This is a genomic window from Arthrobacter sp. Soil782 (genome assembly GCF_001428435.1).
GTDB classification, from domain to species: domain Bacteria; phylum Actinomycetota; class Actinomycetes; order Actinomycetales; family Micrococcaceae; genus Arthrobacter_D; species Arthrobacter_D parietis.
The window spans coordinates 32,305-48,429 of the sequence record NZ_LMSO01000001.1; the positions used below are offsets into that span (position 1 = coordinate 32,305).

Sequence of the window (16,125 nt, forward strand, 5' to 3'; positions counted from 1 at the left end):
TCCCGCGCTATCTCCCAAGATCGTGAGAGCGGTTGACACTGTCTGACTTTCCTTCGGCGGACTCTGGGCACCAACCGGTGCGCAGGGAAGATGAGAAGAAAGTTCGTGTACTTTACATGACTACCTTTGCTGCGCTTGGCGTGCCCACAGCGCTGGTCCGTTCCCTCACCGAGCAGGGAATCACCGAACCATTCCCCATTCAGGTCAAGACCCTCCCCGACACCCTCGCGGGGCGGGATGTTCTCGGCCGCGGCCGCACCGGCTCGGGCAAGACCCTGGCGTTCGCGCTGCCGATGGTGTCCCGGCTGGCCGAACGCGAGGCGGCCTACCGCCGCAAGCCCGGGCGCCCGCTGGCGCTGATCCTGGCCCCCACCCGCGAACTCGCCACCCAGATCAATGCCACCGTTGAGCCGCTTGCCGGTGAGCTGGGCCTGAACACCACCGTCATCTATGGCGGCGTGTCACAGGCTCGCCAGGAGAAGGCGCTGCGCGCCGGCGTCGATATTGTCATTGCGTGCCCCGGCCGGCTTGAAGACCTGATGCGCCAAAAGCTGGTCACGCTCGAATCGGTCGAAATCACCGTGCTGGACGAGGCCGACCACATGGCTGACCTCGGCTTCCTCCCCGTGGTCAAGCGGATCCTCGACACCACGCCCACCGAGGGCCAGCGCATGCTGTTCTCGGCCACGCTGGACAACGGCGTGGACAAGATCGTGCAGCGCTACCTCTCCAACCCGCTGACCCACTCGGTGGACACCACGCAGGCTTCGGTCACCACCATGGAGCACCACGTGCTGCTGATCGGCGATCAGACCCAGAAGAAGCAGCTCATTGTGCAGCTCGCTTCCGGCAAGGGCAAGCGCGTGCTCTTCATGCGTACCAAGCACCACGCACGCAAGCTTGCCAAGACCCTGACCGACGCCGGCATCCCCGCTGTCGATCTGCACGGCAACCTGTCCCAGAATGCCCGTGACCGCAACCTGGCTGAGTTCTCCACCGGAGACGTCCGGGTTCTCGTTGCCACCGATGTCGCAGCCCGCGGTGTCCACGTGGATGACGTCGAGCTCGTGGTCCATGTTGATCCGCCCACGGAGCACAAGGCGTACCTGCACCGCTCCGGCCGTACTGCACGCGCCGGTTCCGACGGCACCGTTGTAACCATCACCCTGCCCGAGCAGAAGGGTGAGGTGCAGAAACTCATGAAGGCGGCCGGCGTGAGCGTCGGGTTCGAGAACGTCTCCGCAACGTCCCCGCTGGTGGGCAAGCTCATCGGCGATGTCGCAGAGAAGGTCGACCCGCGCACCCGGGCGGCGCTTCTTGCCCAGCGCGAAACTCCGCGCGGCTCAGGTTCCTCGACCGGAGCGAACGCCGAGCGCAAGCGAAACCGGCGTGCAGCCCCCGCCGCAGGCGGACGTGGCGGCCGCGGTGGACGCGGTCGCGTCGCAGCGGACCCGCAGGGCAACCGCGCAGAAGGCAACCGTGCAGAGCGCCGCAAGGACCAGCCGCAGGCAGCGCGTTTCGGTACCGACGGCGAGCGTCGTCGTACCGGTGAGGGCGCAGCAGCCGGCGGCAACCGCACCCGCCGCGCCCGCCCGGCAGGTTCCGGTGACGTTGCTGCTTACAGCACCTCGAGCACACGCGGCGCGCAGGGCAAGGGCCAGCCCGGCTCGGGTCAGCGCAACCACGCGCCGTCGTCGTCTGGCCGTCCCGCCGGTACCCGCGGGTCCGGCCCACGCAGGGCAGGCGCCCCGGCTTCGAACGAGCGCCGCGGCCGCTAAGCAACACGCTTGATACGACTCTGCTCACTATCGGTCGTCGGTATGGATGACTTCCTCATAGCGGGGGCTGCGCGGATCCATCACGGAATGCTTCCGGCTGTAGCCGAAATAGATCACCAGTCCGATCAGGAGCCAGACGCCGAACCGAAGCCAGGTTTCCGGCTCCAGCTGAAGGATCAGGAACAGCGACGCGAGGACGCCGAAGGCCGGAATCCACGGCATCAGCGGCAGAGAAAAGGTGCGGGGCTGTTCGGGCCGCTTGTAACGCAAAACGATCACGGCTATACAGACCACCACAAACGCCGCGAGGATGCCGATGTTCGTCAGGTCAGCGATGAGGCGGATGGGGAAGACACCGGCGAGGAAGGCCGATGCAATCCCGGCAATCCAGGTGACGCGCTGCGGGGTGCCGCGCCGGTCGGTCGCGGAGAACCAACGGGGGAGCAGTCCGTCGCGGCTCATCGAGAACCACACGCGGGTGACACCGAGCAGGAACGTCAGCATCACCGTGAGAATCGACAGAACCGCGAAGGCTGAGATGATCGTCGCGATCACCGGCAGGCCCACGGACTGGAAGGCGACGGCGAACGCGGCGTTGGTGTCCAGCTCTTCCCAGTTCTGCATGCCCGTGAGGACCAGGGTTGCCAGCACGTAGAGTGTCATGGCGATGACCAGAGACAGCAGGATCGCTTTGGGCATGTGCTTTTTGCCGTCCTCGGCTTCTTCGGCGGCTGTGCTCATGGCGTCATAGCCGAAGACTGCGAAGAACACCACGGCCGCGCCGGTGAACACTGCACCGAATCCGTTGGGCATGAACGGTGTGTAGTTGTCCCCGCTGACGTAGAAGAAGCCAAGCCCGATAATGAACAGGATCAGCAGGATTTTGACTGCCACGGCGACGAGCTCGAACCGCCCGAAGGTCTTGGTCCCACGGCTCAGGATAAAGGTGATGAACAGGCACACGACGATCGCCGGGAGGTTGACCAGTCCGCCCTCGACGACGTCCGCCGTACCCTGCATCCAGACGGGGATCTCGATGCCGATGCCGGCCATGAATTCGGTGAAGTATCCCGAGATGCCGATGGCCACGACGGCGACGATTGCGATGTACTCGAGGAGCAGGTCCCAGCCGATGAACCAGCCGATGATCTCGCCCAGCGCGACGTAGCCGTACGTATACGCCGAACCGGCACGCGGGATCATTCCGGCGAATTCGGCGTAGGACAGCGCGGCGGCAGCACTTGCCAGACCTGCGATGAGGAAGGAGATCACGACGGCGGGCCCCGCGCCTTCACCACCTTCCTGCCCGCTGGCTACGAGGCCGGCCAGCGTGAAGATGCCGATGCCGATGATGCCGCCAACACCGATGGCCGTGAGCTGCCACAGCCCGAGACTCTTGAACAGTCCGCTTTTTTCGGCCTCATCGTCCATCTGGGCAATGGATTTCCGGCGCATGATCGAATGTTCGTTCTGCGAGGCCATGGCCGCCGCCCTCTCTCCGATTTCCCGCACCGTTGCGGTTCCAGTCAGGGAAGCCCCTCATGGCCAATCGATGCCGCTGATGGGAAGAATAAACCCATGAAGGCACTTTTGAACATCATCTGGCTACTTTTCGGCGGATACTGATCTGGCCGGCGTGCCTACTGACCGGCCCCGCGAAGGAATTCCTCCATCAGCGGGCCGCCGGAGATGGAGCCGCGTTCTCCCTCCTCAACGAAAACGGCAACCGCAAGATCCCCCTGCAGGGCCACCACCCAGGCGTGCGTGCGCGGCGGATCCTCCGTCCCGAATTCGGCTGTACCGGTCTTGGCGAGGACCGGCTCGCCCGGGATATCCGCGAGCAGTTGTGCGCCTCCCACTGTGACGACGGCCCCCATCATCTCCCGAAGATCCGCCGCCTCAGCAGCGGTCAGGCTGCTTGGCGTTGGAGCCGGCTGTGTCTCGGCTTCTGCTGTTTGGTCAGTTGCGGGCTCAGTTGAAGCCGACGACGACGGCGCCTCCTCCGGCGCTGCGGTCCCTGCCAGGAGCGTGGGTGCCACCCGTTCCCCGGCGCTGACCGAGGCGGCCATGATGGCCAGGGACAGTGGGGAGACCAGGACCTCGCCCTGCCCAATCATGGATGCTGCATGAGCAGTGCCGTCCGCCTCCGTCGGAACCGAGCCGAAGAAAGCCGGGGTTCCAATGGGAACGTCGATTCCAATGCCCAGGTCCGCGGCAGCCGAGGCCAGCGCTTCCTGGGAAACGACGTCGCGCTGGGAGATGAATCCGGTGTTGCAGGATTGCGCAACTGCCTGCAGGAGCGGAATTTCCCCGGTGAACTGCGCCGGATACCCCGGCACGTTGTTGAACGCGCGCCCCTCGACCACCAGCTCCTCGGGGCAGCTGGTGGGGCTCTGCGGGGTGAAGCCGTTCTTGAGCAGGGCAAGTGATGTGGCCACCTTGAAGGTGGATCCGGGCGGATACTGGCCAAGCAGTGCGGTCTGCAAACCCTCGCTGCCGGGGCCGTTCGCGACCGTCAGGATCTCTCCAGTTGATGGCCGGATAGCCACGATCGAGGATGCCGAGGGTTCTTCTGCGAGCACGTTCTCTGCCAGTGTCTGCAGCGCCGGATCAAGGGTGAGTTCCAGCGGCTCTCCGGGAACCGGCGCCTTATCGAAGAGCACTTCGCTGGTGCGTGCTTCTCCCTCCCCGGTCACGGCTTCGATGACCATCCCCGGGGTGCCGCCCAGCTGCTCGTCATACTGCAACTGAAGGCCCGATAAGCCCGCAACATCACCCGGTTCGAGGCGACCAGCAGACTGCTCCACCAGCTCAGCCGTCACCGGCCCAACGGACCCCAGCAGCTCCCGGGCAAAGGTGCGGGTGGGAGCAAGGGACATGGTGTCCGGGATGCCGGATGCTCCCGGGATGGCGTCAATCTCTTCGTCCGAGACGGGACGGTCCTCGTTGTCACGCAGGACGATCGCCTCGACGAAGGCCTGCTCGCCGGCGCTCAGCACCTGTTCTGTGTAGGCGGCAGGATCGATGCCGACTAGATCGGCCAGCGCGGCGGACGACGATTCAAGCCCGGAAGCCTCGATCCGCGTCTTGTCGATGCCCACCCTGATGACCGGGCGGTCTGTCACCAGGACCTCGCCGCCGGCGCCCAGGACTTCCGCGCGTTCGGCCGGTGTGCGGGAGACCGCAAGCGAAGCTTCGGCACTGAGGCCGTCAACGGCGACGGAGGGATCCCAGCCCGCCTGCCATTGGTCATCGACCAGCGTCAGCTCGGCGGTGGTGGTGTAGGCCCAATCCTTGTCGCTGTCATCAAGATCCCACACATGATTCAGCTGGGCCGTTGCGGTGTCTTCTCCCGTCGATTCCACGCCCGCAACGGAGACCTTCGGTGAAACCGCGTCAAGGGCAGCGGTGATTTCTTCGAGCTGCGCTGTGGCATCCTCACCGGAGACGGCGGCAAAAGCAACGCTGCTCAGGTCCCCGCTGGCCAAGCCCTCGGCGAGGCGTGTGGCTGCATCCTCGGCCGTAGGACCATCCTGTGAGCAGGAGGTCAGCGTCAACGCCAACGCGGCAACGGTCAGGACGGACGTGATGTTGGTTTTCCCCATGGGTTCATTATTGCCGACGTGCTTCCCGGATGGTCCCGCTTGTCCACATACGCCGCGCAGGTCTGTCGGGCGGCCTGTCAGCGGAATACCATCTAGGGCATGACCCTCATCCGGACTGAACTGGCAACCGGCCTCACCGTGAGCGCCCAGGGATTCGGCGGCATGGCGCTCACCGATGTCTACGGCGGGCTCGATCAGGAACAGGCACTGAAAACGCTCCACCATGCTGTCGACACCGGCGTGACGTTCATCGACACGGCTGACGTGTACGGTGCGGGCAGCAACGAAGAACTCGTTGGCCGGCTGCTTGCGGCGCGGCGGGACGAGGTGGAAGTTGCCACCAAGTTCGGAATCGAGGGGAGCCCGGCCTCAGGTTACACGGGCGTCCGCGGAGATGCTGCCTATGTGCAAAGCGCAGCAGAAGCCAGCCTGCGGCGGCTGGGAACGGGCGTCATCGACCTCTATTACATGCACCGGCGTGATACTTCCGTACCGATCGAAGAGACAGTCAACGCGATGGCGGAACTGGTTGCAGCGGGAAAGGTGCGCCACCTGGGACTGTCAGAGGTGACTGCGGATGAGCTGTCGGCCGCCCATGCCGTGCACCCGATCGCCGCCGTACAGAGCGAATGGTCCATTTGGAGCCGGGACGTCGAACGTCAGGTTGTGCCCGCAGCTGCACGGCTCGGGGTTGGGTTTGTGCCTTATTCGCCGCTCGGTAGGGGTTTCCTCACCGGGACGGTCCAGGCCCGGTCACTCTCTGCCGGCGACTTCCGGCATCGCGTGCCGAGGTTCAGCGCGGACGCGATGGATGCCAATGCCGCCGTGGTGGAAGCCGTCCAAGCGGTGGCCGTCAATGCCGGAGCCACGCCCGCGCAGGTCGCCCTTGCCTGGCTCGGGGCGCAGGGCTCCAAGTTTGGGCTTCCGGTAGTTCCGATTCCCGGCACCCGCAAACCGGAGCGCATCGACGAGAACGCAGGCGCGCTTTCGGTGACGCTTTCCGACGCGGATCTGGATGTGCTGGATGCGGCTGCGGACCTCGTGGTGGGCGAGCGCAGTGCCAACCCCGGCTGGGTGTCGAAGGGCAGGGAGGCCTGAGGCGGCTCTGTGCATCGGCAGCGGTTCGCCTGAAGTGAAAACGCCCTCCGAGCACTGCGGGCGTGAAGTTGAGCGTAGTACACTCAACTTAGTAGTTGCGCTAATGCAGGAGGGCCAGCATGGACACCAAGTTCACCACCAAGAGCCAGGAAGCACTGTCTGCTTCCGCTATGAATGCCTCCACCGCAGGAAACCCCCAGGTGGAGCCCGCACACGTACTCAAGGCGTTGATGGATCAGCGGGACGGTGTGGCTGTCGCGCTGCTCTCGGCTGCCGGTGTGGTCGCTGACAGTGTCAGCGTAAAGGCGAGCGCCGCGATCAAGGCGATGCCGTCGTCGTCGGGTTCATCCGTTGCCCAGGCACAGTTTTCACAGCCCATGCTGCGGGTCATCACCGCTGCGCAGCAGGAGGCGGAATCGCTGGGGGACTCCTTCGTCTCCACCGAACACCTCCTCCTCGGGATCGCCGCTGACTCCGGGCCTGCAGGCCGAATTCTGCGCGAGGAAGGAGCCTCCCGTGATGCGCTGATTGCGGCGCTCCCGGGCGTGCGTGGGGACCGGCGCGTCACCAGCCCTGATCCGGAGAATACGTTCCAGGCGCTCGAGAAGTTCGGTGTGGACCTGACGGCGATCGCGCGCTCGGGCAAGCTGGACCCGGTCATTGGCCGTGATACCGAGATTCGCCGCGTGGTGCAGGTGCTCTCTCGCCGTACCAAGAACAATCCCGTGCTGATCGGTGAGCCGGGGGTCGGCAAGACGGCCGTCGTGGAAGGCCTGGCGCAGCGCATGGTCGCGGGGGACGTTCCTGAGTCACTGAGGGGCAAGACGCTCATCAGCCTCGATCTGGGTTCGATGATCGCCGGTGCAAAGTACCGCGGGGAGTTCGAGGAACGCCTCAAGGCGGTCCTTGAGGAAATCAAAGCCTCGAACGGACAGGTGGTCACCTTCATCGATGAGCTGCATACAGTTGTCGGAGCGGGTGCGTCGGAAGGGTCCATGGACGCCGGCAACATGCTCAAGCCCATGCTCGCCCGCGGCGAGCTGCGCCTGATCGGCGCCACCACCCTGGACGAGTACCGGGAGAACATCGAGAAAGACGCGGCGCTCGAACGCCGGTTCCAGCAGGTCTACGTCGGTGAGCCAAGCGTTCAGGACACCGTGGGCATCCTGCGCGGGCTCAAGGAACGCTATGAAGCCCACCACAAGGTGTCCATTGCGGACTCGGCGCTGGTGGCGGCCGCAACACTGTCCAACCGGTACATCAGCGGCCGCCAGCTTCCGGACAAGGCCATCGACCTGGTGGATGAAGCGGCGTCCCGGCTGCGGATGGAGATCGATTCCGCACCGGAGGAAATCGACCAGCTGCGCCGCGCCGTCGACCGCCTCACCATGGAGGAACTTGCGCTCGAGGGCGAGTCCGATGAAGCTTCCGTTGAGCGTCTGGAGGCCCTTCGCGCGGACATGGCGGACCGCAAGGAGCAGCTCGCTGCGCTGAACGCCCGCTGGGAGGCGGAAAAGGCCGGGCTGAACCGCATCGGCGATCTCAAGGCGAAGCTGGATGAACTGCGCTCACAGCAGGAACGCACCCAGCGCGAGGGTGATTTCGAGACTGCCTCCCGTATTCTCTACGGCGAGATACCGCAGGTCCAGCGGGAACTTGATGCCGCGCAGGCCGAGGAGGAGCGGTCCGCGGATTCGCCGGAGCTGATGGTCGCGGAGGAGGTCACGGCGTCGGACATTGCGGAGGTGATCTCTGCGTGGACCGGTATTCCGGCGGGCCGCATGCTGCAGGGTGAAAGCCACAAGCTGCTCCATATGGAGGAGAACCTTGGTGAGCGCCTGATCGGCCAGAAGAAGGCCGTTGCGTCGGTTTCCGATGCAGTGCGCCGCGCCCGTGCCGGGATTTCGGACCCGGACCGGCCCACCGGATCTTTCCTCTTCCTCGGGCCTACCGGTGTAGGTAAAACTGAACTCGCCAAGGCCCTCGCGGACTTCCTGTTCGACGATGAGCGTGCAATGATCCGCATCGACATGTCCGAGTACTCGGAGAAGCATGCGGTTGCGCGGCTGGTCGGCGCGCCTCCCGGGTACGTGGGGTATGAGGAGGGCGGGCAGCTCACCGAAGCGGTCCGGCGCAGGCCCTACAGCGTCGTGCTGCTCGACGAGGTGGAAAAAGCTCATCCCGAAGCGTTTGACATCCTCCTTCAAGTGCTCGACGACGGCCGGCTCACCGATGGTCAGGGCCGCACGGTGGACTTCCGCAACGTGATCCTGGTGATGACATCCAACCTGGGTTCCCAGTTCCTGGTGGACCCCACCGTGGATGAGGCCGCGCGCCGGGATGCGGTCATGTCGGTGGTGAACTCAAGCTTCAAGCCGGAGTTCCTCAACCGGCTTGATGACATCATCATGTTCGACGCCCTCAGCATTGAGGAGCTCTCGCAGATTGTAGATCTGCAGGTGGCTGCGCTCGCGGCCCGGCTTCAGCACCGCCGGCTCACACTCGATGTCACCGACGCCGCGCGGGAATGGCTGGCACTCACCGGGTTTGACCCCGCGTACGGTGCCCGGCCGCTTCGCCGCCTGGTGCAGCGTGAGATCGGCGACCGCCTCGCGCGGGGCTTGTTGTCAGGAGAAATCAGCGACGGCGACAAGGTACGGGTTGACCGAGCAGCGGACGGGGCAGCAGGGCTGAGCGTCGGCAGCGTTACGGCCTAAAACTGGCAGAACCCCGTGCCGACGGCGCCGGTACGGGGATCCAGGCACTTCTTCCGGTCACCCGGCAAGCAGGGAGTCTGTGATGACGTTGCCCTCATCGGAGACTACGAAGCAGTCGATGCGCCGGTCGCCGTCCGCCCAGGTACCCGACGTCGGGGTGACCTGGGTCAGTGTGAGGTCCGCGTACTCTGCGGCCGCGTTCTCATCAATCGCCACCGAGTTGCACAGATCGTCTCCGCTGGCATTCAGTGCAGCTTCCCCGGGGAACTCTGAGTCCTCGGGGAAGGATGTGGTGGCCAGTAGCTGGGCATTGTGCGGCGTGGTGCACGTAACGGTGGTGACGTCAGCGCTGAGGTCAGTGGAATCGAAGCCGAGGATACAGTCTCCGGCGACGAGTTCGAGGGGCGAGATGCCTTCCGCAATGATTCCGTCCGCACCCGGAGTGGTACTGGCAGGGGACGCGGCATCGGAAGTGTCCGCACGCAGCGCATTGACGATGCTCGCGATCGCGAAGATCAACAGGGCGAGCACCACCAGTCCCGCAACACCCAGAATGATCAGCTTTTTCCGGCTTCCGCCGTGGGACGAGCGGCCGGCGGAACGGGCTCGGATGCGCGTAGGGGCAGGGTCATCCCCTCCCGCCGGTGGAAGGCCATAGGGCCCGCCAACAGGCGGAACAGGGCTCCCGGGAGCCTGCGGCTGCCCGCTCGCGAATGGTTGGGCCCAGGGCGCTTTGGGAGCGGCGGAATCTGCGGATGCGCTGGTTGCTTCCGGTTCTTCAGTTCCGGTTTCAGCTGCGACTTCAGTCCCGGTTCCAGTTCCGGTGGGGTCGGTTGGTTGCGGGTCCCCGGCGGCGGTTGTACCCTCATCGGCCTTCAAGGCGGCGGCGGATGCGTTAGCTTGGCCGGCGTCGAACAACGCGTCCCAGCGGGCCTCATCGCTGCCCGGGCCCGTCCAGGCCGGCTCGGTGCCTGATGCCGCGAAACTCGTCAATCCGCCTGGCGCTGCATCCCCTGCTGCGCCGCCGGCAGGCGCAGTGCCCGCCGGCACGGCAGCCTCAGCCGGGTCCTCGGTGGGACGGGGGCCGGCTACCAGTGTGCCGACGTCCTCTGCTTCTTTCGCTACCTGCGCGGCCTCTGCAGCCGCATCATCCAAAGAGGCGGCTTCGGCTGCGTCCCCGCTGATTTCCGCCGCTCCAAGGGACGGTTCAATGAGCCGGACATCCTCGGCCGAGGTGTTGAGGGTAGGTTCCACCGCATCCCCGGAGACATCCGGATCCGCAAGGTAAACGTCCTCGGCCTTGAGGATCTCGGGCTCCGGAACGGAAGCGTCTGCCGATGCCGATTTGTCATCCTCCGGCGTGTCCGGCTGATCGCTCATAGTGAACTGCCCCCTCATGCGCCTGCCGGAACGGCGGGCTGGCTATGGTCATGATTACCCCACGACTCTAGCTAACAAAGGGCTTTTCCCCCATGGAGGCAGACCTTCGGTGGGTCTCCGGCTCCATCCGGCGGTGGGGCCCGCACGTCCGGCCCGAGAAACCATGTAACCTATACATACGACACATTAACCGGATACTCCGGGGCCTCGCTACGCCGTTATTTTGTTGGCCATGGCGACCACCTCCGGATCGACGCAAAAAGGGGGTCACGCCATGGGGCGCGGCCGTCAGAAGGCGAAAGCCACCAAGCAGGCACGGGACATGAAGTATTTCAGCCCGTCCACGGACTACTCGGCGCTGCAACGCGAGCTCAAGGCAACCGGTAGTCGTGCCTCCCGCCATGATGATCCGGTTGAGCCGGATTATTCGGCGTATGAGGATAAATACGCGGAGCAGTTTGATGATGAAGAGGACGACGGCGGCACCCGCCGCATCGGATAACCTCCTCTTCTGAGCAGAACGCTCGCATAAGACGTTGAGAACCAGCGGCCAGGACGATCACGTCAGGCCGCTGGTTCTTGTTGTGCCCAAGAATTGTGATGCGGCTCGGTAGCCGCTGCCCGATGGGACATTTTCGGGGCCTCCGCCCGGACCAGTGCCCGAGCGGGGCTCCCGAAGAAGATCAGGCGTAGGAACCGACCAGCCGCACGGAGCCGCCGTCCACACCCTTTGCACCCTGCACATAATCAGGTCCGTCGGTGCTCTCGCGGGAAGCACGTGCCACCTGGCCCATGACCCACGCGGGAACGCCGCGATCGTTCAGCCGTGCAACAGCGCTGTCGGCTCCTGCCGCGGAAACCACCGCCACCATGCCGACACCGAGGTTCAGCGTGCGCTCCAGATCCGGCAGCGGTACGCTTCCCAGCTCGGACACCAGGCTGAAAACCGGCGGAAGCGACCAGGTGGAGCGATCCACGGTTGCTTCAAGTCCACGCGGCAGAACGCGCGCGAGATTGGCGGCAAGACCGCCGCCGGTGACATGGCTGAAACCGTGGACGGCGCCGTCGGAATCAAGGGGGAAGCGCCGGGCGAGGTCCAGGCAGTCGGCCGCGTATACGCGCGTGGGCTCGAGGAGTTCCTCACCGAGCGTGCGCCCGAGTTCCGAGACCTGCCGGTCCAGGGCCCAGCCGGCCTGGTTGATGACTCTGCGGACCAGCGAGTAGCCGTTGGAGTGCAGGCCGGAGGACGCCATGCCGATAATGACGTCGCCCTCGCGCACCCGCTCAGGGCCAAGCAGTGCGTCCGCTTCCACCACGCCGGTGGCGGCGCCCGCGACGTCATATTCATGCTCACCCAGGAGGCCGGGATGCTCGGCGGTCTCGCCTCCCACGAGGGCCGTTCCCGCGACGGAACAAGCGGAGGCGATTCCGCGCACAATAGCTGCGATGCGGTCAGGGACCACCTTGCCGCAGGCGATGTAGTCGGTCATGTAGAGGGGCTCCGCACCAACCACCACGATGTCATCCACGACCATGCCCACGAGATCGAACCCGATGGTGTCATGGATATCCATGGCCTGCGCGATGGCAACCTTGGTTCCCACACCGTCAGTTGAGGTGGCGAGCAGCGGCTTGCGGTACGTCAGCAGCTTCGAGACATCGTAGAGACCCGCGAAACCGCCGACGCCGCCGACAACATTGGTTGTGTGGGTGGCCTTGATGGCGTCCTTCATGAGCTCCACCGCCCGATCGCCGGCTTCGACGTCTACTCCGGCGCTTGCATAGGTGATGGGGTCAGGTGAGCTCATACCCGCTCTTTCTTGTCTGCTTCGGTCAGGAGGGTCTCAAGTTCGCTGCCCGGCCCGGGATCGCAGCCGGTGGCGCCCGGCTTTTCGGCCGGATCAGCCCGCTCAAGGAGGTTTTTGCCGCGGCGGTCTTCCTCGGGAAGCTTGATCGGGTAGTTCCCGGTGAAGCACGCCGTGCAGAGCCGCTCCCGCGGCTGCTTGGTGGCTTCGATCATGCCGTCCTCGGAAATGTAGGCCAGGCTGTCTGCGCCGATCGACGCGGCGATCTCATCCACTGCCGCGCCGTTGGCGATCAGCTCCGCGCGTGAGGCAAAGTCGATGCCGTAGAAGCACGGCCAGCGCACCGGCGGGGAGGAGATCTTGATGTGAACTTCGGCGGCGCCGGCCTCGCGCAGCATCCGCACCACGGCCCGCTGGGTGTTGCCGCGGACGATGGAGTCATCAACTACGATGATCCGCTTCCCCTTGATGACGGACTCCAGCGCGTTGAGCTTCAGCCGGATGCCCAGTTGGCGGAGCGTCTGGCTGGGCTGGATGAAGGTGCGCCCCACGTACGCGTTCTTCACGAATCCGTGGGCAAACGGAATCCCGGACTGCTCAGCGAAACCAACTGCGGCGGGTGTGCCGGATTCCGGAACCGGAATGACGACGTCGGCTTCCGCCTTGTTCTCCCGGGCCAGCTGCCGGCCCATTTCGACGCGCGAATCATAGACCGAGCGGCCGGCGATCGAGGCGTCGGGCCGGGCAAGGTACACATACTCGAAAACGCAACCGGCCGGCGTGGTCGGTGCAAAGCGGCGGGAACGGACGCCGCCCTCGTCGATCGCTATGAACTCGCCGGGCTCAATCTCACGGATGATGCTGGCGCCCACGGTGGCGAGCGCAGCCTGCTCCGACGCGACAACCCAGCCGCGCTCCAGCCGGCCAAGCACCAGCGGACGGACACCGTGGGGGTCGCGTGCGGCGTACAGGGTGCCCTCATCCATGAACACGAAGCAGAACGCGCCCTCAATGGTTGGCAGGAGGTCCATGGCGGTGTCTTCGAGGGAGCGGCCGTCATCCCCGGCCAGCAGGGTGGTGACCAGGGCTGTATCCGAGGTGTTGCCCTGCGCCATCTCTCCGGAGCGCGGCTTACCATGACGGTTGAGGACGGTCTGGTAGAGATCGGCCGAGTTGGTGAGGTTGCCGTTATGAGCCAGGGCAACGGTGCCTACGGCGGTGGCGCCGAGGGTGGGCTGCGCGTTGGCCCAGTTGGAGGACCCGGTGGTGGAGTAGCGGCAGTGGCCCACCGCAATGTGGCCGGTGAGGGTGTTCAGCGTGGCCTCGTCGAAGACCTGGGACACCAGACCCATGTCTTTGTAGACGTTGATCCGGGTGCCGTCACTGGTGGCGATGCCCGCTGACTCCTGGCCGCGGTGCTGCAGCGCATACAACCCGTAGTAGGTCAGTTTGGCGACTTCCTCGCCGGGGGCCCAGACGCCGAAGACGCCGCAGGCATCCTGGGGGCCTTTTTCGCCGGGAAGTAGATCATGGGAAAGCTGTCCGTCACCGCGCACCATTACCCCATTCTCTCACGGCGTAATGAGGCTGGATTGCCGGGCTATTCGTCGTCGGTGCGCTCCGCCGTCGCCTGCTTCATCCGGCGTACGCTGATCCGGTCGAGCAGCAGCGCCAGGAGACCACCGACCAGCACTCCGGGGATCGCGAAAACCACCGTGAAGAAGCCCAGGACGGACTCGCGGGTCAGCGTGGGGTCAGCGGGGCCGGTGTAGGCCACGATCAGCGCGGCGATGAATCCGATCAACGCACCGAGGCCCATGAACGGACCGAATTTCGGCGCCCGTCGAATGGTGACCTGCCGGCGCTCTGGAGGCTGCTGCGAACTCATGGTTCAAGGCTACCGGGATCAGGTCTCCCGCTTGACCAGCTGGTACCCGGCCTCATCGAAGACCAAGGTGTAATCCTCGCCCGGATAGGTTTCCTCAACGTGCTGTTCCGCGCTGGCCGGGCGGGTGGGCCCCCAGCTCCAGTCCTCGGCGTCGACCACCAGGTAGTCAGGCGCCGGGTTCTCATTGCCGATCCAGTACACCTCGGCCTCCGGCACCAGGTACGGCATCAGCAACACGCCGGACTCAACCGTTGCGTCGGATGGAATCTTGTCCATCATCCGGTGCGCCGCATCCCAGCGCGGCGACTGCTGAAACGTCTCCGGCTTCGCAAGCGCAGCCAGTGGCTGCCCGGGCAGCAGCATGAGAGCCACCACACTGACCACTGGTACGACGGCGGCGCTATAGGAGCGCAGCCAGCCGTGCCTGCTCTCGCGGGCGCGAAGAATCGCATGAATGAGCGCGGCGAACAGGATGGGCATGAGGACGGCGTTGTAGTGCCAGTCCGGCCCCCAGTAGGACTCATTCCCCGCAGCGAAACGCCACATCAGGGTAGGAAGCAACACCGCGGCCAGCGGCGAGCGGAGGAACAGGAACCCGCCGGCAAGGAGCAGCAGCCACAGCGTCTGGTACTTCTCCACGACCGTCATCATGGTGATCATGGTGCCCACGGGGTTGGCCAGGAGCGCGGCCACGTCAATGCGGTCGGAGTAGTCGTAGGTGCCGCCGGTGTTCAGCGCCGGCAGGACGACCCCGACCGACAGGACTACCCAGGCGAGCCCCCAGACTGCCAGCCCCAGACCGGCCTGGTAGCGGCGTCGGAAGCGCCAGGCCAGCACCAGCCCGAACGCGAAGACAGTCAGCCCCATATCCTCCTTCACGAACACCAGCAGTGCGCCCGCGACGACGGCGGTGCGCAGCCGGCCCTCGATATACGCCTCCAACGCCAGCGCCAGCAGGGGCAGTGCCAGCGCCACCTCATGAAACTGCACAGCGACGGCGGCCTGGATGCCCCAGGACAGGCCGTAGGCGGCTCCAAGGAAGAGCCCCGGGACGCGCCCAACATGCCGCACGGCCAGGCGAGTGAGAATCAGGACCGACCAGCCCACCAGCAGGTTCTGGAGGACCAGCAGGGTCAATCCGGACGGGAAGAGCGCATACACGGGTCCCAGGATGACGAGCAGGGGGTGGAAATGGTCGCCGAGGAGGTTGAACCCGTCCCCTTTGATCGGCACGATGGGCGCGTCGAACCCCGCATAGGCCTTGGCGAGCTGGGTGAAGATGCCGAGGTCCCAGGACGGGGTGTCGAACCGGTTCCACTGAGCGACCGAGAAGATCGTGTACAGGGCGGTGACAACACCGGCAACCACCCAGGCTTCCACGGGCTGCCGGCGAAGGGCAGTGAGCGCGCCACGCAATCCCCGGACAAGGAGGTTCGGCTGCGTGGCATGGTGGCGCTCGAGGATCATGCCGGGCCTGTCGCGGGCCTGCGCGGTGCCTGGGGAAACAGTGGCAGGAGCGCGGAGAGGTCCGCCCGCTGACCGGATGCCGCGACTGCGCCGGAGGTGAGGGCTTCGGCCCAGGTCAGGGTCCCCAGGACGAGGGCGAGCCAGGTGTCAGCATCGGTTTCAATGACGTTGGGCGGGGTTCCGCGGGTATGGCGGGGACCCTCGACGCACTGCGTCACGCCCAGTGGCGGGACGCGCACTTCCACGCTGTTGCCGGGTGCGCGGAAGGCGAGCTCCTCCAGGGAATAGCGAACCGCCGTCGTGCGTTCTGTGCGGTCAGTGCTGCCGGCGGCCACCGCGCGGACTGCAGCGTTGCCGTCCGCGGGTGGGATACGCCGTCTCGCCATG

12 protein-coding genes are annotated in these 16,125 nt (G+C 65.4%); 4 read left to right on the forward strand and 8 right to left on the reverse strand.

What is annotated here, in order from left to right; translation table 11 throughout:
- Positions 1–116: 116 nt before the first annotated feature.
- On the forward strand, positions 117–1,778 hold the full coding sequence (locus ASH00_RS00170) for a DEAD/DEAH box helicase (protein ID WP_082565803.1): 1,662 nt from the start codon (positions 117–119) through the stop codon (positions 1,776–1,778).
- A gap of 27 nt (positions 1,779–1,805) precedes the next feature.
- Here ASH00_RS00170 and ASH00_RS00175 read toward each other — a convergent pair whose 3' ends face one another.
- The gene (locus tag ASH00_RS00175) at positions 1,806–3,260 is read right to left on the reverse strand and encodes an amino acid permease (protein WP_056546415.1); all 1,455 of its coding nucleotides are present in this window, start codon (positions 3,258–3,260) and stop codon (positions 1,806–1,808) included.
- Positions 3,261–3,418: 158 nt separating this feature from the next.
- Complete coding sequence (locus ASH00_RS00180; RefSeq protein WP_056543370.1) at positions 3,419–5,383, reverse strand: penicillin-binding transpeptidase domain-containing protein; 1,965 nt, start codon at positions 5,381–5,383, stop codon at positions 3,419–3,421.
- Between the two features lie 99 nt (positions 5,384–5,482).
- Here ASH00_RS00180 and ASH00_RS00185 point away from each other — a divergent pair, with 99 nt between their 5' ends.
- Both ASH00_RS00185 and clpB read left to right on the forward strand, forming a co-directional pair.
- Complete coding sequence (locus tag ASH00_RS00185) at positions 5,483–6,481, forward strand: aldo/keto reductase (protein ID WP_056543373.1); 999 nt, start codon at positions 5,483–5,485, stop codon at positions 6,479–6,481.
- Between the two features lie 119 nt (positions 6,482–6,600).
- Positions 6,601–9,198, forward strand: coding sequence for an ATP-dependent chaperone ClpB (clpB, locus tag ASH00_RS00190; protein WP_056543377.1), 2,598 nt, complete (start codon positions 6,601–6,603; stop codon positions 9,196–9,198).
- Between the two features lie 57 nt (positions 9,199–9,255).
- Here the strand turns inward: clpB and ASH00_RS00195 are convergent, their stop codons facing one another.
- On the reverse strand, positions 9,256–10,578 hold the full coding sequence (locus tag ASH00_RS00195; RefSeq protein WP_056543380.1) for a septum formation family protein: 1,323 nt from the start codon (positions 10,576–10,578) through the stop codon (positions 9,256–9,258).
- A 274-nt stretch (positions 10,579–10,852) separates the two neighbouring features.
- Here ASH00_RS00195 and ASH00_RS00200 point away from each other — a divergent pair, with 274 nt between their 5' ends.
- The gene (locus tag ASH00_RS00200; RefSeq protein ID WP_056543382.1) at positions 10,853–11,080 is read left to right on the forward strand and encodes a DUF3073 domain-containing protein; all 228 of its coding nucleotides are present in this window, start codon (positions 10,853–10,855) and stop codon (positions 11,078–11,080) included.
- 181 nt (positions 11,081–11,261) lie between these two features.
- Here the strand turns inward: ASH00_RS00200 and purM are convergent, their stop codons facing one another.
- The 5 genes from purM to ASH00_RS00225 are packed head-to-tail and all read right to left on the reverse strand — an operon-like array spanning position 11,262 to position 16,124.
- Entirely contained in the window at positions 11,262–12,386 is a 1,125-nt protein-coding gene (gene purM, locus ASH00_RS00205; protein WP_056543387.1) for a phosphoribosylformylglycinamidine cyclo-ligase, read from the reverse strand.
- Positions 12,383–13,942 carry an amidophosphoribosyltransferase gene (gene purF, locus ASH00_RS00210; RefSeq protein ID WP_056543390.1) on the reverse strand — a complete coding sequence of 520 codons (1,560 nt, stop codon included), beginning with the start codon at positions 13,940–13,942 and terminating at the stop codon, positions 12,383–12,385. The genes purM and purF overlap by 4 nt, the downstream gene beginning before the upstream one ends.
- A gap of 41 nt (positions 13,943–13,983) precedes the next feature.
- Positions 13,984–14,271: a hypothetical protein gene (locus ASH00_RS00215; RefSeq protein WP_056543393.1), complete on the reverse strand. Its 288-nt coding sequence runs from the start codon at positions 14,269–14,271 to the stop codon at positions 13,984–13,986.
- An 18-nt stretch (positions 14,272–14,289) separates the two neighbouring features.
- Positions 14,290–15,738 carry a DUF2079 domain-containing protein gene (locus ASH00_RS00220; RefSeq protein ID WP_056543396.1) on the reverse strand — a complete coding sequence of 483 codons (1,449 nt, stop codon included), beginning with the start codon at positions 15,736–15,738 and terminating at the stop codon, positions 14,290–14,292.
- Positions 15,735–16,124: a sterol carrier family protein gene (locus ASH00_RS00225; protein ID WP_056543399.1), complete on the reverse strand. Its 390-nt coding sequence runs from the start codon at positions 16,122–16,124 to the stop codon at positions 15,735–15,737. The genes ASH00_RS00220 and ASH00_RS00225 overlap by 4 nt, the downstream gene beginning before the upstream one ends.
- Between the last annotated feature and the right edge of the window lies 1 nt (position 16,125).